The sequence below is a fragment of the Alphaproteobacteria bacterium LSUCC0684 genome, from assembly GCA_041228335.1.
Lineage (GTDB): Bacteria > Pseudomonadota > Alphaproteobacteria > Puniceispirillales > UBA1172.
This window is the reverse complement of record CP166130.1, coordinates 877,781-901,134: the sequence shown is the minus strand read 5'-3', so window position 1 is coordinate 901,134 and position 23,354 is coordinate 877,781. Positions and strand designations below refer to the sequence as shown.

The window sequence follows — 23,354 nt, the reverse complement described above, 5'->3', positions numbered from 1 at the left end:
TGGCTCAGAATTCTATAAAAATAGGGAGAAGCCACACGCCCAATAGGACGTGTGGCCAAAACATCAGTTTCCGACGCGTTTGGCAAACTCTTCGATGCCTGCAACGCCTGCTTCCCTGTAATAGCGCAAGGCACCCGGATGAACTGGTATTGTAAACCCGTTTACGATCGCATCTTTCTGAACGGTCTTCCAAGCCGGGTGAACCGTTGCCATGAAATCAAGGTTCTCCATCACCGCCTTCGTCGCCTGATACACGATCTCCTCCGGCATGTCTGCCTTGATCAGCAGAACATTCCCGAGCATGTATGACTTCACTTCATTTGGCTGGTCCGCATAGACATTGGCCTTCAGATCCCCTTTCGTATAGGCGGGTGACACCTTCATTATTTTCTCCGAGATATCGCGGGGAATGTCGAGAAACCGAACATCATGCTGTGATTTAAGCTTGATAACAGGCGGCATGGGAGGCGTTCCGCTCCAGATCAGTGCATCAAGTTGATTATCCCCAAGCATGTCTACCATTGTCGGTAGTTTCACCCTGAATTCCTTGAAATCCTGTCCGGGCGTCAATCCAACTGTCTCCATCAACAAATCAGCATCAAGCATTGAGGTTCCACCCGGCTGCCCCATGCCAACCCGCTTGCCCCTGAGATCCGAGAGCGATCTGATGTCAGAGTCCTCTTTAACAATAACCTGCATATAAATCGGCTTGACCGACATCCAACCCACAATCTGGCCTTGCTTTTGCCCTTTGTAGGAGCCCTGAGAATGATGGGCTTCATAGGCAAGCCGCGTGTTTGAAAACCCGGCTTCGACCTTGCCATCGAGCATCAGCTGCACATTGGCTACATAACCCTTGGTGCCCTCTGCTGCGGCCTTTACTCCTGGAACATTCTTGTTGACCAACTCAGAAATTCCTGCCGCCCATTGATACGCCGTATTGCCGACCGGATTTGAGCCGATAGATAAATAGGTTTCAGCAATGGCACTAGATCCGAACATCAAGCCCAGAGCTGCAAAAGCACCTGTAACAAATTTTGATTTTTTCATTTTCTCCTCCGAATTAGAGCTGATCTGGTGTTGTCTTCGATCGCGCTAGGTGCCAGCCCCCCTAGCCGATAGGCCGATCTTCCAAACTGCCCCCATGGCCAAAAGAACAGCTATTCCGATTGCAGTTAAAATTGTACCCGGCATCAGCAACGCAAATGCAGCCAACGGCAGGATACACCGCTCCAGGATTGATAATTTGGTGAAGGCATACCCCTGAATTGCACAGACCAGCGCCAGGACAGCTATTGTTGCCAAGACGAACATCTCCAGCACTTCAATCAGCTGCCCCTCAGCCAGCAAGCGAGGCTCAAGCACGAAAAAATAAGGGATTATAAATGCCACAAATCCAAACTTGACCGATATTACAGCCACCCGCATTGGTGGCTCTCTGCATATCGCGGCAGCTGCAAATGCCGCCAACGCCACCGGCGGCGTGATTGAAGACAACATTGCTGAATAAAACACGAACATATGTGCTGCCATAAGGTCCACGCCCATATTGACGAGTGCCGGTGCTGTCAGCGTGGCGACCAGAATATAGGATGCTGCAGTCGGCAATCCCATACCAAGGACCAACGAGGCAGACATTGTCAGGATCAAGGCAACAACCAGATTGTTTCCTGAAATGGTTACGATAAAAGAACTGAATTTGAGTCCCAATCCGGTCAGGGTCACAACACCGATAACAATGCCCGCCGTCGCGGTAGCCAGCGCGACTGGTACAATGGCCTCACAGGCAGATGACGCCGCCTCCACCAACTGCCTGAAGCCAAGACGACTCGATTTTCGCAGCAGTGAGAGGAACATAAGGCAAACAATGCCAGCTAACGATGAATACATCACCGAATAGCCCATTATGAGCGCGCCGATAAAAACCGGTATGGAGATCAGAACATGACCATTTCGTCGTAACGAACCGGATACACTGGGCACATCGACATCCAGCAATGGCTTCAACCCTGTTCGCACCGCCTCAAGGTGAACCGAGGCAAAAACCGCGACATAGAAAATAATTGCTGGAATGATTGCCGCTTTGGTGATCTCCAGATATGGCACTTCCATGATGTCGGCCATGAGAAAGGCTGCTGCGCCCATGATCGGCGGCATCAACTGACCTCCTGTCGATGCCACAGCCTCGACGGCGCCAGCAACAGCGGGTTTGTAGCCACCGCGGCGCATGAGGGGGATGCTGATCGTTCCGGTGGTTAGAACATTTGCAACGGCAGTTCCCGAAATCATCCCCATGAGGCTACTACCGATAACAGCAGATTTCGCCGGGCCGCCGCGGGAAGTCCTTGTTGCCGCCACTGCAATGTCCATAAGAACACCGCTGGCCCCCGTCTTTTCCAACAAAGCGCCCAAAACAACAATGATGATGACAAAAGTCGCGCTTACGCCCAGTGGGGTCCCGTAAATACCGTCGGCACCCAAATACACCTGTTCAAGAATACGCTGAAGATCATATCCGCGATGCGAGATCAAATCCGGGAAGTGCCGCCCAAATGACGCGTAAAAGAGGAAAAATACAGCCAAACCGACCATTGACCAGCCGATTGTACGGCGCGTCGCATCAAGCAACAGGATAATGGCGATAATCGCGACGGGGATTTCAAAAGTGGTGATCTCACCATACCGGGCTACCACTTCATCATAGAAGATAAACTGATACCCCGCACCAAAGGCGGCCAAAATACCAAAGACAAAAAATTTGATTCGGTGAAGGTATGTCAGGATACCACCACCCTCAGTGCCGGTGTCCCCAAAAAACTTTGCATAAACCAGCAACAGAACCGTGGAGAGATGGACTCCACGCTGGATAATATCAGGAAGTACACCAAAAAGCGCCGTGTAGAGTGAAAACAAAACCAGTCCAACACATAGACATTTTGTGACGAAATTTGCCATTTCACTGACGCGCAGGGCGTTTGATGTTGTCATTTGATAGCCGCCTTAATGCCTGAATGGCGCCTGGAGATTTGATCAAAGTCAAATCTGGATGAATAAACGATATCTGAAAGCGCCAAATAGACAGTTGCCATGGCAGGTGACATGATTTCCTCTTCACTGGCTGTGATAACACGGCATGGCAGGCTGCTTTCAGCCATCCTCTTTTTGAAAGCATTGGCATATGCAGGGTGACGCCCCAATGGTCCGGTAAGACAGATTGCCTCGGGGTCATACGCCTGACAGATCGGCGACACATACGCGGCCAGTTTCTCACCCGCCACAGTCAACGCATCTACGACATCCGGAGATGCCTTTGCCTCATCAGATACCAGTTCGGACAAACGCGCATTCTGCTGCTGGAACTGATTGATCGTTGCATAGGAAACAATAGCGTCACCAAGCATGTGCATCACTGCCCAGCCAGACGCTATTGTGTTCAAGCAACCTCTTTTCCCACATGAGCACAGGCCTCCATCGGGTTCAGCACAAACATGGCCAAGATCACCTGCAAAATTCTGACTGCCTTCAAGTACCCGTCTTTCAGAAATGAACGCACCGCCCAAGCCAAGACCGGACCTGATCAAAATCAGATCCTTATATCTGGACAGAACGCCATAGCGATTCTCTGCAAGGGCAACAGAACGCGTGACATTTCCGACCACCAAATCACACTGAAATAATTGTTTAAGACGCGCTGTCAGATCGAACGGAGGCCAACCGATATACGGTGCCCTCTTCAACTCGCCGGTGCGCTGATCGAGAAAGCCGGCGATTGCAAACCCCACCCCGAACAGGCGATTGGCCGGCACATTGTTTCTCTCGAGAAGCTCGTTCTTTGCGACTTTCAACTCATCAAGCGTTTTGTTTGGATCTTCAATTCGACGCGGATTGAGGTCCACACGGTCAATTACACGACCACAAATATCTGCCAAAACAACACTGACATTCGTCGCCAGGACATTGACGCCAAGCACAAAGCCACCCTGGCCATTTATTTTCAGGCCCACCGGTTTACGGCCTCTGTTTACCGTACTCTTGTCCGTTTTGACCTCTTCAATCAGATCAGCCGCCAGCAGTTCGCCTGTGATGTTTGTTATGGCAGCGTTGCTGACTCCGATTCTCGCGGCCAGTTCAGTCCGGTCAATTTTTGGATTCTCAAAAATGAGCGCCATGACCTGCGCCCTATTTTGTCGGCGGATATTTTGAGTCTCTTTGAATTGGAACTGCATGAACTTCTATATTTAATGTTTAACGTTGCTGATTTTTTCATATTTCGTATTTATTTTTTTAACTTAATTAATTATTGTCAACTGAATATTACAATTTGTTAATAATCCTCGGTTAATCACATGCCAGCGAACCCGCAAGAAACCAAGCCTAACATCGTTTTAATAATGACCGATCAGCAACGTGCAGACACGATCAGTCAGCTCGGTTGCCCCTGGATGAACACCCCGAATCTTGACCGTCTGGTGAAAGAAGGGCTTTCTTTTACAAACTGCTTTGTCACATCGCCTGTATGCGTTTCTTCACGTGCAAGCGTCTTTCTTGGCGCCTATCCACACACCACCAATGTCTATACAAATTTCGAAACCTGGCAGCCGAATTGGGTGAAATGGCTGGCAGAGGCCGGGTATCATTGCGTCAACATCGGCAAAATGCACATCAATCCATATGACGCCAAGGGAGGGTTTCATCAACGCTTCTTTGTCGAAAACAAGGACCGCCCCCTATTTCTGGAGGATCATGAGAGAGCGCTTTACGATGAATGGGACAAGGCACTGAAAGCAAAAGGGCTTGAAAAACCATCCCGATATACGCGGGTCAGGGACGACCGGGACGCATTCATGAAAAATCTCGGTTGCTTTACCTGGGAAATCGATGACGAGATGCATCCTGACAATTTTGTCGGGGATACCGCCCTTTGGTGGCTTGAGGATCGCAAGGCAGAAAGCCCGTTTTTCCTGCAGATTGGATTTCCGGGCCCCCATCCTCCATATGATCCGACAGATGATTTTCTAAAACTATACGAGGACACAGCCTTTCCTCACCGTTCTGCATCATCACATGAATTATCCAAACAGCCGAAAATGCACCGTCAACTCCGCCAGAGTATGGTTGATTTCAATATCGACAGTGTTGCCTGGCGAAAAAACATAACTGACGACGACATCCAAAGATTGCACCGGTATTACTCGGCAAATGTCTCAATGATTGATCATAAAGTGGGGCAGATAATGTCCTGCCTCGACAAGTGTGGCTATCTGGAAAATACCATTGTTATTTTTTGCTCGGATCACGCCGATGCTCTTGGCGAGCATGGCCATATCCAAAAATGGACCATGTATGACTGCGTGACACGCGTTCCACTCATATTCCGGGCACCGGGCAAGATTATGCAAAATCTGCAATGCGATGATTTGGTCCAACTCATGGACCTGGCGCCCACCATTTTGAATTTTGCGGGCATCACCCCACCAAAAAACTGGGAAGCTCTGGCGCTAAACAATATGCTCGCTGACGGCGTATGGGATCATGCCAATCCCGATGCAAAGCTTCGTGATTATGTCTACGCCGAGCTCGGCCGCGATCACATCCAATCCGGTGCCGAATATTTGATCATGCGCAGAGATATACGCTGGAAATATGTTGTCTATCCGGGGTCTAAAGACGGCGAACTCTATGACCTTGCCAACGATCCTGATGAAGTTCATAACTTATGGCATGATCCAAAGATGCTTGAGCAGAAAAAAGACGCCACAATCGAAATCCTTTCATGGTCAAATCTCGGCAATTTTCGTGGCAACCGACCTCCATCCAAGAAACCTCAGGATCCGATGAGGATCTAAAACCGGACGAAACCCAATCAAATGAGCAAACAGCCCAACATTCTGGTAATTCAAGCCGACCAACTTACCGCATTATGTCTGAACACATACGGCACACCGTTCGCCAAGACACCAAATATCGACAAGATTGCCACAAACGGAACCGTATTTGTTAATGCATATTGCAACAGTCCTGTCTGCGGCCCATCGCGCGCATCCATGATGACGGGGCGCCTGCCATCAAATATCGGTGTTTATGATAATGCCGGGGAATTTCTATCATCTGAACCAACCTATGCCCATTATCTGCGTATGCTCGGCTACCAGACAACACTTGTTGGCAAGATGCATTTTGTTGGGCCGGATCAACTGCATGGATTTGAGCGCCGTCTAACCACAGACATATACCCCTCGGATTATGGCTGGACTGCCGACTGGTCAAAGATTGACGAGGAATACTCACCCTCGAGGATGAGCCTTCACAGCGTTGTTGAGGCAGGTATCTGCCAACGAAGCCTGCAAATTGATTACGATGACCATGTTTTCAACACTGCACGACAAGAGTTGTTTGACATTGCCAGGAGCGCCGACCAACGCCCGTTTCTGGTCCACGCATCATTCACTCATCCCCACAACCCCTTCGTGACAACGCAAGAATTCTGGGATCTCTATGACCACGACGCGATCCCCATGCCAACTGTAGACTATATCCCCTACCCCGAACGCGATCCCTGGTCACAACGCTATTTCATGACCATACGTCAGGATGAATTCGACATCACTGAAGACCAATTGCGAACAGCACGGCATGCCTATTTTGCCATGACAAGCTATTTTGACTCACTGGTTGGTGGCCTCGTTGAGACACTTGAAAGAACCAATCTCATGGACAACACCTATATCTTCGTGATCTCCGATCATGGCGACATGATTGGTGAGCGCGGCATGTGGTATAAATTCAATCCCTATGAAGGGTCTGTCCGCGTCCCGATGATTTCCATGGGTCCAGAGATCAAGAAGGGACATTGTGAGACCGCCCTGACAACGCTTGCCGATTTACTGCCGACTTTCACCGACATTGCAACAAACAAGAACAAATATGAATTCGTAGCACCAGTGGATGGCAAAAGCCTGTTTGATCTGCCCGCCGCCGACAGCGATGATGATCTGATATTTTTCGAATATTGTGGTGAGGGTGTGCATGCACCGGCATTGATGTGTCGCCATCGGCAAATGAAATATGTTCGCTGTGGCGACGACCCGGAAATGCTTTTTGATTTGGCCGATGATCCGCACGAGCAGCACAATCTGGCGCAGGATACGGTATTTTCACACATCATCAGAGAGATGCGCGCTAAAGTGTCATCGCGCTGGGACGAAACGGCTCTTGCTGAGCGTGTGATGGCATCACAAAAGATGCGGTTATTCGTGCAGGAGGCAATGAAACAGGGTGTATTCCCTTCATGGGATTACACCCCGCCATTTGACGCAACCAGAGCCTATGTTCGTGGAGCGATTGATCCGAACACCACCGCAACAAAGGCGCGTAAACGATTTCCCTTTGTTCCAACCACGCCGCCACAAACCCCCCGCAATCAGGGATAAACTGACGGCGAGAGGATCAAACGGATCTAGCTATAAATCTCGCTTGAATATTTGGTAGCAAGGAACACTTCAAGCCCCTCAATACCCCCTTCGTAGCCATACCCGCTGAATTTCAGCCCGCCAAATGGCGTTTCTACCGAATGGACATGCAGTGAATTGATCGCCAGCATTCCGGTTTCAATTTCAGTTTTCAGCACGCCAGCTGTTTTTGGGCTGCCGGTAAAGGCATAGGCCGCAAGGCCAAAGGGCAGGCTGTTCGCTCTGTCAATGACCTCATCAAGGGATGAAAAACTTGCAGTGGGAGCAATCGGACCAAACGGCTCTTCAGTCATAATCCTCGCCGTGTCAGGCACATTCTGCAAAAGGGTTGGCATGAAGAAGGAGCCCGGACTCTGAATGCGTGACCCGCCAGTCAGCAACTCGGCCCCTTTGTCAATGGCGTCAGCGACGAACCCGTCCATGATGTCGATCCGCCGCTCGGCAACAAGCGGCCCCATATTCATTGTCTCATCAAGGCCATCACCCACCTTCACCGCCTCAACATGCTTCTTGAATTCGGCAAGAAACTTGTCGTGAATGCTGTCCTGAACAAAAAACCTTGTCGGTGAAATGCAGACCTGTCCGGCATTACGGAATTTTCCTGCCGCACAAAGTTGTGCCGCAGTTTCTATATCGCAATCCTCAAACACCATCACCGGCGAATGTCCGCCAAGCTCCATCGTGCAACGGATCATGTTCTTTGCGGCAAGCTGTTGCAAATGGATGCCCACCGGAACACTGCCGGTAAAGCTGAGTTTACGGGGAATTCGTGACGCAAGAAGGTGCTCTGAGACCTCTGGCGGTACGCCAAATACGATGTTCAAAACTCCCGCTGGCAACCCCGCATCGGTTAACGCCTTGCCGATTGCGATTGCCGTTGCCGGCGTTTCTTCACTAGGCTTGATGGTGATTGAACAGCCAGCAGCAAGCGCCCCTGCAACTTTGCGCATCATGTTAGTGGCTGGAAAATTCCACGCAATGAAGGCCACAACCGGCCCAACTGGTGCCTTACGGGCTTCATGCTGCATGTTTGGAAAGCGGGACGGGATGATACGGCCATAAAGACGTTTTCCTTCTTCCGCGTACCATCTGAGAAGATCAATCGCAACGCGCATCTCCACACGCGCCTCAGCGATAGGTTTTCCCATCTCCCGGGTAAGATTGGAACTGATATCTTCAAACCGCTCTTCAAGCAACCTTGCCGCTTTTTCCAGCACATTTTGACGACTGTGCGGCGTCATCTTGCGCCACACATTAAACCCTTCGAGACTACTATCCAACGCAGCGTCAAGGTCTACCGAGCTCGCATGAGGCAGGTGACCAAGCGTGCTTCCATCAGCTGGACAAATGACCGCTTCAGTCTTGCCCGAACTGCCATCTGTCCAATCTCCGGCTATAAGCATCTTCAATTCTGGGTAGGCCATTCAAAACTCCCTTGATTTTTGATACGCTGAAATTTAGCAAAACATGAGATGAGAAAAATTCTTACCAATCTTTTAGATTTCAGCAAAAAAGCTAGCGGTTAAAGAGGGACTTGCCTCGCAAACACACGTATTATGATTCCGCCACTCTAACCAAAATGCCAATCCCCTAATTTTTTCAACCCAAATTCTACAAACGTAAATCTACAAATAGAGTTTATAACTTCTCTGGATATTTGTTTATGTTTAATTTATGCCTTCAAGAAAAAAACAATCTATCCACCTCAATTTATGATTCTGAGGCAATAGAAATAGCTTTAGCGCTTGCTTGCGCCAGTTCAACTTGTAGGAGGGTTGGCGGCAATATTAGAGTTTGCTGTGGCCAAACAACAAAAAACCGCCATCCCATCGAATAGCGTTAATGATAGGGTTTTCATGGCTGCGAGGGGCAGGATATGCCCGGGAGGCCCTATAATTGATTAGTGGATATGAGGTTGTTTTCTGATGGTTCTGCAACTCACAAATCACCGAACTTTCGCTCGACCCGCAATTCCTGCTGCTGCATCAGCTTTTCGGCAAAAGCCATATGTTGGGCCATGATCTCCCTTGCCTCTTGGGCGTCACCCGTCTCCAGCGCCTGCAGAAGTTTAAGCTGAAACTCACGCCCCCTTGCCCAGAGCTGGTGGTTCGGGGGCTCAAAAAGGCGCCGGGTCGTTGTCACTTCGGACAAGACCTCAGCCATGAAGCCAATAATAAATCCCAGGAGATGGTTTTTGGCATGGGCGGCAAGTCTGGCATGAAAGCGAAGGGAGGCTTCGTGGTGACGCCGGTCATCTTCCCTGCTCTGTGGCGGTGTTTCATATTCTTCGGTAATGGCCTTGAGTTCCGCAATAGCCGCTGCATCCAGTTTGCCGGCGAGACCTGCCGCAAGTTCCGGTTCCAGCTGTTTGCGCAACTGGTAAATGTCGCTGATGGTCAGGTGCCGGAAATAGAAATAGTTGGCAAGAAGCGCCCGTGTTCTGGTTTCCGAGACTTCATGGACAAAACATCCTCCACCCGGCCCTGTTCTGGTTTTGACAAGCCCCTGGGCTTCCAGAATGCGCATCGCCTCGCGGATGGTGCCTTTTGCCATGCCGAAAAGCGTTATGAGCTCGGCTTCGTTCGGCAGTTTGTCGCCGGGCTGAAGCGCGTTGGAGACAACAAATTCCTTGATGGCTTCAGCTACCTGCAGAGGTCGGCTGGCCCGGCTTTCGGCTGCATTTTCACCGATTGAGCGGGAAGTGGCATGCGACATGTGAACTGGCCTTCTGTGATGATAATTCAGGTTTCTTCTGGTGGCAGATTTTTTCTGCCCTGGGGCATCTGGCGGCAAAAGCACAGCCTGTTGGAGGGCTTAACGGGTCGGGCAACTCGATCTGATGCTCGGTATAGAGATCAGCATCCTGACGCGGCGCTGTTCTGGCCAGCAGATCTGTGTAGGGATGCAACGCCTGACCAAAAAGTTTATCCGCGCGCCCGATTTCAACGATTTCTCCATGATACATGACAGCCACTCTATCACAAAAGGCTTCTATCACGGCAAGATCATGTGAAATGAAAATATAGGTCAGGCCAAACCGGGCTTTCAGATCAACCAGCAATTCGAGAATTTGCGCCTGTACCGAAACATCAAGCGCCGAGACAGGTTCATCAAGCACGAGGATGCGTGATCCGGCCAGCAATGCCCGCGCGATGCCGATACGCTGGGCCTGTCCGCCCGAAAACTCGTGGGGATAGCGGTCAAGCACGGATAATGGCATGTTCACCGCTGCCATGATTTCTTCCAGTTTAACCTCAGCCTCTTGGTGGTTGAGCCCGGCGAGCGCCTTGAGCGGCGTTGACAGGATCTGGCGAATGGAATTGCGTGGATTGAGGCTGCCCACAGGATCTTGGAAAACATATTGGATCGTGCGATGGCGCATAGCTGGCGGCATCTCCAGCAAGGGCCTGCCTTCAAGCCGCACCTCGCCGCTATCTGCGGCATGGAGCCCGACCATTACCCGCGCTAGCGTTGACTTCCCACAACCGGACTCGCCGATAATGCCAAAACTTTCCCCGGGCTCGATGGTAAGTGATACATTCTTGACGGCACGTAATAGCCGCTGTGGCGAAAAGATGCTTTTCCGCTTCAGGGAAAAATTTTTGCTGACCCCATTGAGTTCCATAATCGGATCAACCATTGGCAATCTCCGATCTGATGCATCGCAACGAACGCCCCTGAACCAGATTGATATCGATCGGCCCTTTACGGCAGGCGTGTTCTGCAAACTCGCATCTGGGCGCAAAAGCGCATCCTTCCGGAAGGTCATCCAGCAGCGGCGGGCTGCCCTTGATGGCCTGTGGCAGGCCTTGACCTGATCCTATCTGCGGTGAGCAGGCCAGGAGCGCTTTTGTGTAGGGATGCCGGGGGTTGCCAAGCACCTTTTTTGTCGGCCCTGCTTCGACAATCTGGCCGGCATACATGACCGCAATCCTGTCACTGATTTGCGCTATGACATTCATGTCATGCGAGATAAAGAGCAGCGCCAACCCGCGCTCACGCCGCAAGCGGTTGAGGATATGCAGAATTTGCGCCTGCACCGTTACATCAAGTGCGGTGGTGGGCTCATCGGCGATGATCAGTTCAGGGTCATTTGCCAGTGCCATGGCAATGCCGATACGCTGCCGCATTCCGCCAGAAAGCTCATGCGGATAGGACTCCATCACGCGTTCTGGATTGGCAATCCTGACATCGTTGAGAAGCTGGATTGCCCTTATCTCGAGATCACGCCGACGGATCCCAGCATCATGCACCTTAATAGCCTCAATAAGCTGGTCGCCGATATTGTGCAGGGGATGCAGGCTTGAATTCGGGTCCTGAAAGACATAAGCAATGCGGCTCCCACGATAGTTGCGCATCTGCTCAAATTCCAAAGAAAGAAGGTCCGTACCATCGAAATGGATCGTTCCACCAGCGATCACCGCAGGTGGCGAAGCGACAAGACCGGTCAGTGAAAGTGCCGTGACCGATTTACCAGAACCACTTTCGCCGACAAGCGCAAGGCATTCGCCCTTGCTGATGTATAAACTCACCTCACGGATAGCCTTGATGGTTTTGCGACCCATGCGGAAATCTGTTTTCAGCCCGGTGACCGAAAGCAGCCCACCCTCTTCAGATGCTGGCAGCGGCATGTCGCGCTCTATTTTTGTTATGGGTTGTGATCGCCGGAGCGCTCCTTGCGCCAGCCGCGGATCCAGCGCATCACGGATCCCGTCGCCAAGGAGATTGATCCCCATGACGATGGCAAAGATCATCATCCCCGGAATAAGCGATGTATGTGGATGGGTGATGAGAGCGGCACGTCCTTCGCCAAGCATGGAGCCAAGATCGGATTGTGGCGGCTGCGAGCCAAGCCCCAGAAAAGACAGGCCAGCCGTTTCCAGAATCATCCAGCCCACCGTGGTGGAAAAGGCAACGATAATCACGGAGACAAGATTGGGCAGCAATTCAAACAGCAGGAGTGAGAATGTATTTCGCCCCGAAAGCCTTGCGGCGGCAATGAAATCAGACTGCGCGATGGCCAGCGTCGCCCCACGGACATTACGGGCAAAGAACGGGATATTGACGACAGCAACGGCGATCAGCGCATTCATCAACCCCGGGCCCAGCACGGCAACAATTGCCAGCGCGAGCAGAATATAGGGAAAGGCCATCAGCACATCGATGGAGCGCATCAGCATCATATCCAGACGCCCCCCGTAGAAGCCGGCAAAAATACCGATCAGCGATCCGGCGGTAGCGGCGATGAGCGCGGCTGCCATACCCACCATGAGGCTGAGACGGGTGCCCCAGAGGAGGCGCGAGAGAATGTCTCTGCCCAGATGATCCGCGCCGAGAAGATGGCCGCCTTCAAAGGGCAGCATGAACCGGTTCGATGTATCAATCACGTTGGGGTCGGGCAGGCCGAGCACCGGCGTCAACAGCGAGAGGATAAAAATCAGCATGAGCACGGCTGCGCCAAAAGCAGCAAGGCGGTTGCGGATGATTCTCTTCGCCAGCGCCATCATCAGCTTTTGATCCTCGGATCAAGCCACAACTGGGCCGCATCAACGAGTATATTGAAGATGACGTAACAACTTGCGACAAAAAGAACACCGCCCTGAACCAGAATGATGTCACGGGCAAGGATTGCATCCACCAGCATGCGTCCCACCCCCGGCCATTGAAAGACGATCTCGATATACACCGCGCCCGAGAGCACAAAACCGGCCTGCAGGCCAAGAATTGGGAGGATCGAGACAATCGCATGGCGCAACGCGTGGCGGAGGATAACGCGTCTTTCAGGCGCGCCCTTGGCCCGGGCGGTGCGGATGAAATCGAGCCGCAGCACCTCCAGCATCGCGGCCCGCGACAAGCGGGCTATGACCCCGGTGGCGACGGCGGCCAACGCCAGCGCCGGCATGACAAGATGGCTGAGAAGATCAGCAAGATCGCCACCGCCATAAAGGGCATACATCCCGGAGGCGGGAAACCATCGAAGCCGGACGGCAAAATAGAGGATCATCATCATTCCGAGAAAGAAGGATGGAACAGAAATACCTATCAGCACTGAAAAGGTGATGATTTTATCGGCCAAGCCATATTGACGGGTTGCCGAAATGACGCCCGCGGCAATCCCGGCGAGCGAGCAGATGATAAAAGCTGTCCCGGAAAGAATCAGCGTCGCATGGAACCGGTCAAGAATTTCATCGATCACCGGGCGGTTGAGGGCGAAGGAGCGGCCGAAATCCCCCTGAAGAAGATTGCCAAGCCAGATGAAGTATCGCTGAAATAGCGGCCGGTCCAGGCCAAGCTGCTGATTAAGCCGTGCCACATTTTCCGGGGTCGCGTAGGAGCCGAGTATCGCCATTGCCGGATCACCGGGGATCAGGGAGAGAATGACAAAGACGATCAGCGTTATGCCAAGCAGGACAGGCACCGCCGCCAGAATTCTGAAAAATAGATAGCGAGTCATGGCAAAGAGACCAAATCGCAGAAGTTGTGCTGGCCATCAGTATAATGGCCAGCACCAAGTTTATTATTATTATTTTTTCTCAACGTCCTTCAGGAGGAGGAGGAAGGACGGTTGCAGGGAGAAGTTCTGCACCTTGCTGCTGGTCACGGCATTCTGTTTCCAGTTTGCCACAAACACCCAGGGGGCATCTTCCTGAACGATGGTCTGCATTTCCTTGTAGAGACGTGCCCGTTCAGCCTGATCGGTTGAGGAACGCGCGGCTTCCAGCAACTCATCCACCTTTGGGTTGGAATAGTAGCCAGAATTGAAGCCGCCCTTGTCCGGCCAGGCTGCCGTCCGCAGGGCCAGATAAGGCAGGGTGTCCGGATCGTTCGTCATCCAGGCCATTTCCGCCATGTCTGCCTTGCCTTCAAGCCCGGGATTCACTTCACCGAGAAACGCGTTCCATTCAAATGTCTTGATTTCAACGTCAAAACCAACCGCGGCGAGATCTGCCTGAATGGCCGTGCCCATGGCCACCGGGTCAAGCATGCCCGATCCACCCTGGGTGACATAGAAGGTGAGCTTGGCGTCGGAAACCCCGGCTTCCTTCAAGAGAGCCCTGGCCTTTGCCGGATCGTAAGGATAGGGTTCAAGCGCATCATTATAGGCCCAGGCAAAAGCTGGCGGAGTAGGTCCTGCCGCAATGGCTGCCGTGCCTTCGAGTACGTTTTCAACAATCGCCTTCTTGTTGATGGCGTAGTTCGCGGCCTGACGCACCAATCTGTTGGCAAAAGGACCTTCCTTGGCGTTCAGGATGAGGAACCAGACATGCGGGCCTGCCTGCTCGGCTACAGCAAAGTCATTGCCGGAGAACTGCGCCAGCGACGTGGGAGGAACCTCGACCATCATGTCGATGCCGCCGGAAAGCATTTCAGCAACACGCGTATTGCCATCGGTGATAGGACGGAAAATCACGGCTTCGGTGCCGGCTTTGCCATCCCAGTGCCCGTCATGCCTGGAAACGATAACAGCTTCATTGGACTTCCATGTGTCAAACTTGAAAGCCCCGGTACCGACCGGATTGCGACCGAAATCCTTGCCATGCTTCTTAATTGCAGCAGGCGAGGCGATCAGCCCTGTCGGATAGGCAAGATTTGAAAGAAATGGCGCATAGGGCGCATTCAGCGTGAAGCGAACGGTGCTGCTGTTCACCGCTTCAACCTTTTCAATGGCCGAGAAAAAGAAGCTCAGCGGAAACGGCCCGGTATTGTGGTAGGGATGTTTTTCGTCGAGCATCCGGTCAAAGTTGAACTTGACGGCATCGGCATCGACGGCGGTGCCATCATGGAATTTCACCCCGGCGCGGAGCTTGAAAGTGTAGGTCTTGCCATCGGCGCTGATATCCCAACTCTCGGCAAGAGCAGGCTCAACCTCAAGAGCGCCATCTTTGTAACGCACGAGGCCATCATAGATGTTCATCAGGATACGGAAGTCATTGACCGCCGTCACGGTAGCCGGATCAAGCGATTTGGGTTCGGCGATCTGCCCCACCACCAGCACATTGTCCGGTGTGCTGGCTTGAACAGAGCCCAGAAACAATCCACTTGATACTACCAGCATAACAGCCGCAAATACGGTGCGGTAAGCCGTCTTAATGATTGTCATGGTAGTTACCTTCCATTAGGTTGACATTGCAACATTCAAATTATCATGATAAATATTGATCATGATAAATAGACAAATCAAGCAAAAAATGGTTTTATCCAATCAAGTAAATTTGACGAAGAGCACTCATGACTTTTTCACTTCTCAGTCTAGATAAAAATACCGGCACCTTTGCCGGGGCCACGGCCACCGGTAATCTCTGTGTTGGCGGCTGGGTGTTGCGTGGCCAAACCCATGTTGGCCTGACCGCATCTCAAGGCGCGGAACCAAGCGTTCTCTGGGGGGAAGAGGCGCTCGTCCAGATGCAGAAGGGATTATCGGCACCTGCTGCAGTTGACCAGGTCACGCGAACCGACCCGCGGCGGGAGTGGCGGCAGATGGCGGCTATTGACGGCGATGGCACGGCAAGCGCTTTCAGCGGCAAGCAGAACGGATCGATCATCGATGAAATTGTTGAAGATGGGCTGATCCTGACGGGAAACATTCTCAGCAATGACACCGTGCTGGCCCGGATGCGTGATACATTTATCGGATCTGGCGCCTCCATTGAAGACAAGCTCATTGCCACTCTCAGGGCTGGCGCCGAAGCCGGCGGCGACAGCCGCGGATTGATGTCGGCGGCACTGCTTGTCTTGCCACCAGATGCCCCTCCCCTGACGCTTCGGGTGGATTTCGATGAAGCACCGATTGACCGGCTGGAAGCACTGCTACAGAAAACACGGGAGCCAGCCTATCGCGCCTGGCTGAAGACGCTTCCCACCCATCCGTATCCCAATGCCGATGGCCTCACCCAGAGCGCTGAATAAAGGATGGGCGGGCCGATAACAGCTATGCTGGATGATATTGCCTCCTGTTCTGGTGAAGGACCGGGTGTAACGCGGCTACCCTTTACACAAGAGCATCACAGCGCGGCCGCCAAAATCAGGAAATGGATGCAGGATACAGGCCTTGCTGTCCATATGGATGCGGCTGGCACGATCATCGGCAGGCGTGAAGGCGCGGAAGGCGGCCCAACCCTGCTCTTCGGCTCGCATCAGGACACGGTGCGGCATGGCGGCAAATATGATGGCATCATGGGGGTTTTGCTGCCCATTCTGGCGCTGCGGGCAATTGACGATCTGCAACTTCCCTTTTCTGTTCAGGTGATGGCCTTTGCCGATGAAGAAGGGGTTCGTTTCCCGACGGCATTGATAGGGCCACGAGCTCTTGCGGGAAATTTCGACCCGGCGGTGCTGGATCTTGAAGATCAGGACGGAATTTCCATCCGTGATGCGATGGTTGATTTCGGCCTCAGGCCGGATGAGATAAAATCCCTTGATCGCAGAAACACGCCGATCATCGGTTATATCGAAACGCATATCGAACAGGGGCCGGTGCTGGATGATGAAAATCTGCCGCTTGGAATCGTCACGGCCATTGCCGGCATAGAACGCCACCAGATTACCTTGAGGGGGAGCGCAGGTCATGCCGGAACAACACCGATGCGCGGGCGGCAGGATACGCTTGCCTGTGCCGCGGAACTTGTGCTGGCGGCGGAAAAAATTGCCGGAGAAACACCTGAACTGATAGCCACCATCGGCAAGCTGGATGTGTCGCCGAATGCCGTCAATGTCATCCCGGGTGAGGTTTCAATGATCCTGGAGGTAAGATCTGCCGTTGATGAAACGCGTGAGCAGGGCGGTGAAACCATTGTCGGCAGGATGAAGGAGATTGCCGCACGCCGCTCCATCGGTTTCGCCTGCCGCAAGACGTATACTCAACCGGCGGTACCTTGCGACGGGAAACTTAAATCCCTGTTGAAAGAAGCAGTTTCTTCGCTGCAGCATCACCCCATAGAGATACCTTCCGGCGCCACCCATGACGCTTCCGCCATGGCGGATCTATGCCCGATGGCAATGCTGTTCGTGCGATGTCGTCAGGGGATAAGCCACACACCGGAAGAATTTGCTGAAGAAGCAGATATGCAGGCAGCGGTGGATAGCCTGGTTAATTTTATAAAACTTTTGAAATGATAAACCGCCATAAAGGCAGACTATTTCATCAGAAGATCTATGTTGCCTCCGGATGCCGTCACATCGCGGCAGATATGTTTTTCAGACCGAAGCCAGACATAGTCACCCGCATCCATAATCAGGGGGATCACCCTCTGACTGGTCTCACATAATGCCTTGCGCAAGACACCAGCATCGTGGCTGTTTTCCAGTTGCGTCATCACCACATCAATACCAGCGAGCGTCTCAGGGAGGATTTCAGCCATCTTGACCCTGTTCCCAAAGCCTGCTGCTGTTCTGGCAAGTTTTTCGCGTATCCTGGCATCTTCATGAAGTACCAGCACTTTGCCATTTCTCGGTGTCAGCATATAGCTATTGCGCTCACCAGACGGGCCCGGGCAGTCAAATGCTGCAGGTGTTCTGCAATGCTCTCTTCCCTTTTTTTTCAAAAATGCGTTGAGGTATAACGGCCCGCCCGCCTTTGGTCCGGTACCTGAAAGGCCATGACCACCAAAAGGCTGGGAGCCGACAACCGCGCCAATCTGATTGCGGTTGATATAGACATTGCCAACGTTGACAGTAGCGCTCACCGCCTCGATATTGGCGTCAATCCGGCTATGCATACCGAAGGTGAGGCCATAGCCTGACTTGTTGATCGCATCGACCACCGCAGCTTCGCCACCTGCCTTATAGGTGGCTATATGCAGGACCGGGCCGAAAACCTCGCCCTCAAGATCAGCGATGCCAGCGATACCCAACATAGACGGCGGGCAGAAACATCCCGTTACAGGCGCAATGCCCTGCCAGATGAGCCGGCCCTCCTTGCGGGCCTTTGCCACATAATCGTCTATGACGGCTTTTGCTTCCCCATCAATGACGGGGCCGATATCTGTATCGGTCTGAGACGGATCACCCACCTTGAGCATGGCCGCCGCCTCACCCAACATGCGGGTCAGGTCAGCGGCAATATTCTCCTGCACATAAAGTATCCGCAGGGCCGAGCATCGCTGGCCCGCTGAACGAAAGGCGGAGTTGATAATATCATCCACGGCCCGTTCGAGAAGTGCCGAACTGTCAACGATCATGGCATTAAGGCCGCCGTTCTCAGCAATGAGGGGCGCATCGGGCTTGGCTGAATGGGCAATAGCCCTTTCGATCAGTTTTGCAGTTTCGGTTGAGCCGGTGAACACGACCATATCCGCCTGCCCTGCCATGGTCAGCGCCGCGCCGACTTCAGTTCCGTTGCCGCACAGGAGTTGAACCCCGTCTTCGGGAACGCCGGCCATATGCATCAGGGACACCGCAAGGGCGGCAATTCGCGGCGTCTGTTCGGCAGGCTTTGCCAGGACCATGTTGCCAGCCCCAAGTGCCGCCACAATCTGGCCGGTGAAGATTGCAAGCGGGAAATTCCAGGGCGAGATGGCAACAACGATGCCGCGTGCTATCGAGGCGGGATCAAGCTTGCGCGCCTGAGCCGCATAGTAGCGGCAGAAATCCACGGCCTCACGCAATTCACCCGCCGCATCATCGATGGTTTTCCCGGCTTCATGAACAAGCAGATGGTAGATTTCACCCGCAGCTTCTTCATAGTGATCGGCGATACGGTCAAGAATATCGCCGCGCTGGATTGCGCTATGGGATTGCCATGATGAGCGCCGTGCTCCCTCAAAAGCGCATGCAACATCTTGCGGGCGAGCGTCACGCGGAGGCGCGGGCAATCGGGTTTTCGCAACAGCGGCGGCGAAGGCGCGCAACGTGCCTTTATCTGCATCGTCAAAGCCAGGGCTGTTTTTGCGTTCAGGCGCGAAAATCTGCTCCCCTGTGGGCAGATCTGTCTTGGGGATCGCTCTTTCGTAGGGATCACGGACCAGCGTTTCAATGGCAACCGTTTCATCGGCAAACTGGTTCATGAAGGACGAGCTTGCCCCGTTTTCCAGAATCCGCCGGACAAGATAGGCCAGCAAATCATGATGCAGGCCAACCGGCGCATAAACACGCAAGGGTGCTGACGTGATTTTTCTGACCTGCCGGTGAACATCATCCCCCATGCCATGAAGTTTCTGAAGCTCATATGACTTTGGCTCAAGAATTTCCGCAAGATGGGCCACCGCCGCAAGGGTATAGGCGTTATGGCTTGCAAACTGTGGGTGGATATAGATTGAAGCCGCCATCAGGCGCCTTGCATGGGTAATATACGCAAGATCGGTATGATTTTTTGCGGTATAAACAGGGAAATCCGCCAGCCCCTTTTCCTGCGCAATCTTTATTTCCGTGTCCCAATATGCGCCTTTCACCAGCCGCACCGAAATTCGGGTCTGATATTCGCGAGCCTTTGCTTCAAGCCAGTCAATCACCACACCGGCATGACGCGCATAGGCCTGAACCACCATCCCGAGTCCCGGCCAGCCCTTTAAGTCGGGATGCGCCAGCAGACATTCAAAAACATGAAGGCTTGGCTCTAATCGGCCAAATTCCTCGGCATCAATCGTCAGCGGAATGTTGTGGCGCCGCGCCTCCATCGCCAGCATCACCATGCGCCGCGTCAACTCCTTGTGGCTTACCGGCCAATAGCGCGGCTGAAACCGGCAGGACAGAGCAGAGAGTTTGACGGACACACCGGAATTCTGGTTGACGTCATTATTTGCGGCCTGCGCACCAACAACTTCGATTGCCCTGGCATAGGCATTGAAATACCGCTCGCAATCCTCGGCTGAACGCGCCGCCTCCCCCAGCATGTCAAAGGAGAAGAGTGTCTTCGCGTTGACGGCATTCTTCGTGGCGCGTTCGATCGTTTCAGCAAAGACAAACTGCCCGCCCATCTGGCGCATCGCTGTTTCGATGGCACGGCGTACGGTAGGCACACCAAGCCTGGAGACGATCGTCTTCAGGCCATTATCATGTTTATGCCGGACGATACTCCCCGCAAGGGCAAGCGCGGATTCCATACCACGCAAAAACCCGCTGGCGTCACCATCAAGCCAGTGACCGGGTGCAAGCTTGTCGAAGATCAGAAAATCGCGTGTTGTCTCATCCGGCACACGCAACAAGGCTTCGGCAAGCTCCATGATCATGCGCCCTTCCGCGGTTGACAGTTTATAGACCGCCATAATCTTTTCCGCCGACATCATGGCGCTGGTTCGGCGCGCCGAAGCCGCAATCTTTCTGGCCTTCAGCAAGACATTTGCACGGTCTTCCGCGGCAAGGGCAGGAGTGCGATAAAAACCGGCAACAAGCTCCTGCTCATCCGCAACAGGCCCCAGTTGTGGGAAAAGACCCTGACCCCATGAAACCGTTTTCGACACGCTTTTAATAGCATTCATCCCAAGCGCTCCCGCAAATTGGATTTACAACACCATTCTACCAAAAGCCTGAATTAAATTTTTCCCGTATTTTATCAAATTTCATATTTTTTATACTTTAATTTTAAAATTTTTGATTTATATTGACTGTCATTATCAATATATCGGGATTATTTCCTTTTGGACTCCATCGATCTCAAGATACTTGATCAGCTTTCTCGTGATAGCAAAACAACACTGAAGCGACTTTCTGAACATGTGGGCCTGTCGCCCTCTCCGCTGCAGGCAAGGATCAAAAAACTTGAAAAAGAAGGCTACATTCGCGGATATGCTGCGCAGCTTGACTACACAAAACTTGGGCAGGACCATATTGCCTTTGTTCAGGTAACCTTGTCGGATACACGCGCCGAGGCGCTGGCGGCATTCAACACTGCTGTCCGTCAGCTCAACTCCGTTGAGCAATGCCATATGATTGCAGGAAATTTTGACTATCTCTTAAAGGTCCGCACGAAAGATATCCGCACCTACCGAACCGAGCTTGCGGAAAAAATCTCGTCCCTGCCTCATGTGGCATCAACGTCAACCTTCGTTTCCATGGAAACCGTGCGGGAATAGTTTGAGCCCATCACGCACCAGCAACACAAGCTCCCTGAATACAAACAATTTGCCGACTTATGATCAATATCGGCGATGGCAATCCGGGTGTTGCCCAATGATTTAGCCAGCACCATTTCCCCGTCAAATCACAGGCTAACATGACTGGCATTGAAGCATTTTTACATGACAAAGTCTTGATGCAACCTGGCTGCCCTTGAGACCAGAGGCGATGGAGATGGGTATTCGCTACATGCTTGGATTGGCACTATTCAGAAACCTAATCATCCTGGACAACCAGTCTTGCAGCCAATGCCAGAAAGGTGACGGATGCAAACTTGTTAGCAAGAACCAGGAATAGTGTATTGTTAGTTGCGACCATTCTGAACCTGGCTACCAAAGCCACGATCACACCAATCCCGGCGACCGCCATCAATGCCAATGTGATACCAAGTATCAGGCTTTGAAGGGCAACATTTCCGGCGGCAATCTCAATGAACTGGGGGAAAAAGGCTATGAAGAATGGAATCATCTTGGGGTTAACAAGGTTATTCACCAGCCCCTGAAAATAATACCGAAAGCCAGTCCCTGTTCTTGAAGACAATGATGTGTCCAATTCCAGCCTTGCCGGAGACCGCCAGAGCACCACGGCCAGATATATCAAATACACCGCGCCAACATACTTCAGGACTGTAAAAGCCCAAGGCAGCATCAAGACCAGCGTGGATACACCCAAGCCTGCCAGCAAGGCGTGGATGATGTTACCTGTCTGCGTACCCAACAACGTCATAAACCCGGCGGATCCACCCGTGGCAACAGTGCGTGAAAGTACAAGAACCGTGTCTGGTCCCGGCGTCACAACCAATATCAAAGACGTCAGCAAAAACAGTTGATAAACATCGATATCGATCATAATACAGTGCCCGCGACCATTGGTATGTGTTTGTGTTTGTGTTTGTGTTTGTGTTTTGATTGGTGAGTTCATGCCAGGCATGTGGCTGGAAATTCAAATTCCTGCAACCTCCAGGTTAAACATATCTTCTGAAAGGTAAGGAGCAAACTTACCGCCTCTCCTGATGGGTAATGCAGATATAATGCCCGTCAGTCAAACTTATATGCAGATATTTTAGCCCCCAGAACAGTTTCATTGTAATCAATCATGCTTTTACCGCCAGCTGCGGCACCGGCAACCACATGAAGGGGTATCAGATGCTCTTCTCTGGGATGACAAAGCCTTGCAAATGGGGCAGATGACCAGTTGAGCAATCTTTCTTCTCTTTCCCCAGATGGCATCAGGACAGTTTCAGCAAGCCATTTGTCAAACTCATCTGAGCCTGAAACGTCTTTCCTTCCCATCAACGCCCCGACGTCGTGATAACTCATTCCAGAGCCAATTATCAAAACGCCTTCATCACGGAGCGGTTCAAGCAGTCTTCCGATGTTGAGGTGCATCTCAGGAGATAGATTGGAGCATAGAGAAATCTGGATGGTTGGAATATCGGCATTTGGAAAAGCCAGGAGAAGCGGAATAAACACCCCGTGGTCAAATCCTCTCTCCTCATCCACCACACACGCAATTCCCCCGGCATTGAGCGTTGCAGAAACCTGAATGGCCAAATCCCTGCTTCCTTGCGCTGGCCACTTCAAGTCATATGTATGTGGAGGAAATCCATGATAATCATAGATAAGTTCAGGATTTGGACTGCCTGTCACGTTGATGATGTCTTCTTCCCAATGCGCGGAAATCACCAGTATTGCCTTGATGTCATCTCGCACATCATCGGCAAAGCACCTGAGGTATTCCGCCATACCATCCCAGACACCTTTGGGATGCCAATCCATAAAAAAGCATGGGCCACCACCATGGGGAATGAAGAACGTTGGCAATCTTGACATCCGG

General features: G+C 52.2%; 17 protein-coding genes. 5 read left to right on the top strand and 12 right to left on the bottom strand.

All coding sequences use genetic code 11. From position 1 onward, the window contains the following. Positions 1–63: 63 nt before the first annotated feature. Genes AB8880_04235 through AB8880_04225 form a run of 3 tightly spaced genes read right to left on the bottom strand, consistent with a single transcriptional unit; the run spans position 64 to position 4,226 of the window. On the bottom strand, positions 64–1,050 hold the full coding sequence (locus AB8880_04235; GenBank protein XDZ66613.1) for a TAXI family TRAP transporter solute-binding subunit: 987 nt from the start codon (positions 1,048–1,050) through the stop codon (positions 64–66). 45 nt (positions 1,051–1,095) lie between these two features. Then, positions 1,096–2,988 carry a TRAP transporter permease gene (locus AB8880_04230; protein XDZ66612.1) on the bottom strand — a complete coding sequence of 631 codons (1,893 nt, stop codon included), beginning with the start codon at positions 2,986–2,988 and terminating at the stop codon, positions 1,096–1,098. Beyond that, a complete protein-coding gene (locus AB8880_04225; GenBank protein ID XDZ66611.1) occupies positions 2,985–4,226 on the bottom strand; it encodes an ROK family protein in 1,242 nt (413 codons plus the stop codon). The genes AB8880_04230 and AB8880_04225 overlap by 4 nt, the downstream gene beginning before the upstream one ends. Before the next feature lie 120 nt (positions 4,227–4,346). Here AB8880_04225 and AB8880_04220 point away from each other — a divergent pair, with 120 nt between their 5' ends. Continuing rightward, entirely contained in the window at positions 4,347–5,846 is a 1,500-nt protein-coding gene (locus tag AB8880_04220) for a sulfatase (GenBank protein ID XDZ66610.1), read from the top strand. Between the two features lie 21 nt (positions 5,847–5,867). Then, positions 5,868–7,430, top strand: a complete 1,563-nt coding sequence (gene betC / locus AB8880_04215; GenBank protein XDZ66609.1) for a choline-sulfatase — start codon at positions 5,868–5,870, stop codon at positions 7,428–7,430. Positions 7,431–7,456: 26 nt separating this feature from the next. Here the strand turns inward: betC and AB8880_04210 are convergent, their stop codons facing one another. The 6 genes from AB8880_04210 to AB8880_04185 form a co-directional block, all read right to left on the bottom strand. After that, positions 7,457–8,893 (bottom strand): NAD-dependent succinate-semialdehyde dehydrogenase, encoded by a 1,437-nt coding sequence (locus AB8880_04210; protein ID XDZ66608.1) that lies wholly within the window; start codon positions 8,891–8,893, stop codon positions 7,457–7,459. Positions 8,894–9,407: 514 nt separating this feature from the next. Beyond that, entirely contained in the window at positions 9,408–10,184 is a 777-nt protein-coding gene (locus tag AB8880_04205; GenBank protein ID XDZ66607.1) for a FadR/GntR family transcriptional regulator, read from the bottom strand. After that, positions 10,153–11,109, bottom strand: a complete 957-nt coding sequence (locus AB8880_04200; protein XDZ66606.1) for an oligopeptide/dipeptide ABC transporter ATP-binding protein — start codon at positions 11,107–11,109, stop codon at positions 10,153–10,155. Before AB8880_04200 ends, AB8880_04205 begins: the two co-directional genes overlap by 32 nt. Further along, positions 11,102–12,973, bottom strand: coding sequence for a dipeptide/oligopeptide/nickel ABC transporter permease/ATP-binding protein (locus AB8880_04195; GenBank protein XDZ67016.1), 1,872 nt, complete (start codon positions 12,971–12,973; stop codon positions 11,102–11,104). Before AB8880_04195 ends, AB8880_04200 begins: the two co-directional genes overlap by 8 nt. Positions 12,974–12,975: 2 nt before the next feature. Further along, a complete protein-coding gene (locus AB8880_04190; GenBank protein ID XDZ66605.1) occupies positions 12,976–13,923 on the bottom strand; it encodes an ABC transporter permease in 948 nt (315 codons plus the stop codon). A gap of 69 nt (positions 13,924–13,992) precedes the next feature. Continuing rightward, the gene (locus AB8880_04185) at positions 13,993–15,525 is read right to left on the bottom strand and encodes an ABC transporter substrate-binding protein (GenBank protein ID XDZ67015.1); all 1,533 of its coding nucleotides are present in this window, start codon (positions 15,523–15,525) and stop codon (positions 13,993–13,995) included. Positions 15,526–15,698: 173 nt separating this feature from the next. Here AB8880_04185 and AB8880_04180 point away from each other — a divergent pair, with 173 nt between their 5' ends. Together AB8880_04180 and AB8880_04175 are read left to right on the top strand one after the other, a co-directional pair. Then, positions 15,699–16,376, top strand: coding sequence for a DUF1028 domain-containing protein (locus AB8880_04180; GenBank protein ID XDZ66604.1), 678 nt, complete (start codon positions 15,699–15,701; stop codon positions 16,374–16,376). 24 nt (positions 16,377–16,400) lie between these two features. Continuing rightward, complete coding sequence (locus AB8880_04175; GenBank protein XDZ66603.1) at positions 16,401–17,582, top strand: M20 family metallo-hydrolase; 1,182 nt, start codon at positions 16,401–16,403, stop codon at positions 17,580–17,582. 20 nt (positions 17,583–17,602) lie between these two features. Here the strand turns inward: AB8880_04175 and AB8880_04170 are convergent, their stop codons facing one another. Then, the gene (locus AB8880_04170; protein XDZ66602.1) at positions 17,603–20,881 is read right to left on the bottom strand and encodes an L-glutamate gamma-semialdehyde dehydrogenase; all 3,279 of its coding nucleotides are present in this window, start codon (positions 20,879–20,881) and stop codon (positions 17,603–17,605) included. A 159-nt stretch (positions 20,882–21,040) separates the two neighbouring features. Between AB8880_04170 and AB8880_04165 the strand changes: the two genes are divergently transcribed. Then, complete coding sequence (locus AB8880_04165; GenBank protein ID XDZ66601.1) at positions 21,041–21,475, top strand: Lrp/AsnC family transcriptional regulator; 435 nt, start codon at positions 21,041–21,043, stop codon at positions 21,473–21,475. 259 nt (positions 21,476–21,734) lie between these two features. Here AB8880_04165 and AB8880_04160 read toward each other — a convergent pair whose 3' ends face one another. Together AB8880_04160 and AB8880_04155 are read right to left on the bottom strand one after the other, a co-directional pair. Beyond that, positions 21,735–22,367 (bottom strand): LysE family translocator, encoded by a 633-nt coding sequence (locus tag AB8880_04160; protein ID XDZ66600.1) that lies wholly within the window; start codon positions 22,365–22,367, stop codon positions 21,735–21,737. A gap of 188 nt (positions 22,368–22,555) precedes the next feature. Next, positions 22,556–23,350: a class III extradiol ring-cleavage dioxygenase gene (locus AB8880_04155; GenBank protein XDZ66599.1), complete on the bottom strand. Its 795-nt coding sequence runs from the start codon at positions 23,348–23,350 to the stop codon at positions 22,556–22,558. Between the last annotated feature and the right edge of the window lie 4 nt (positions 23,351–23,354).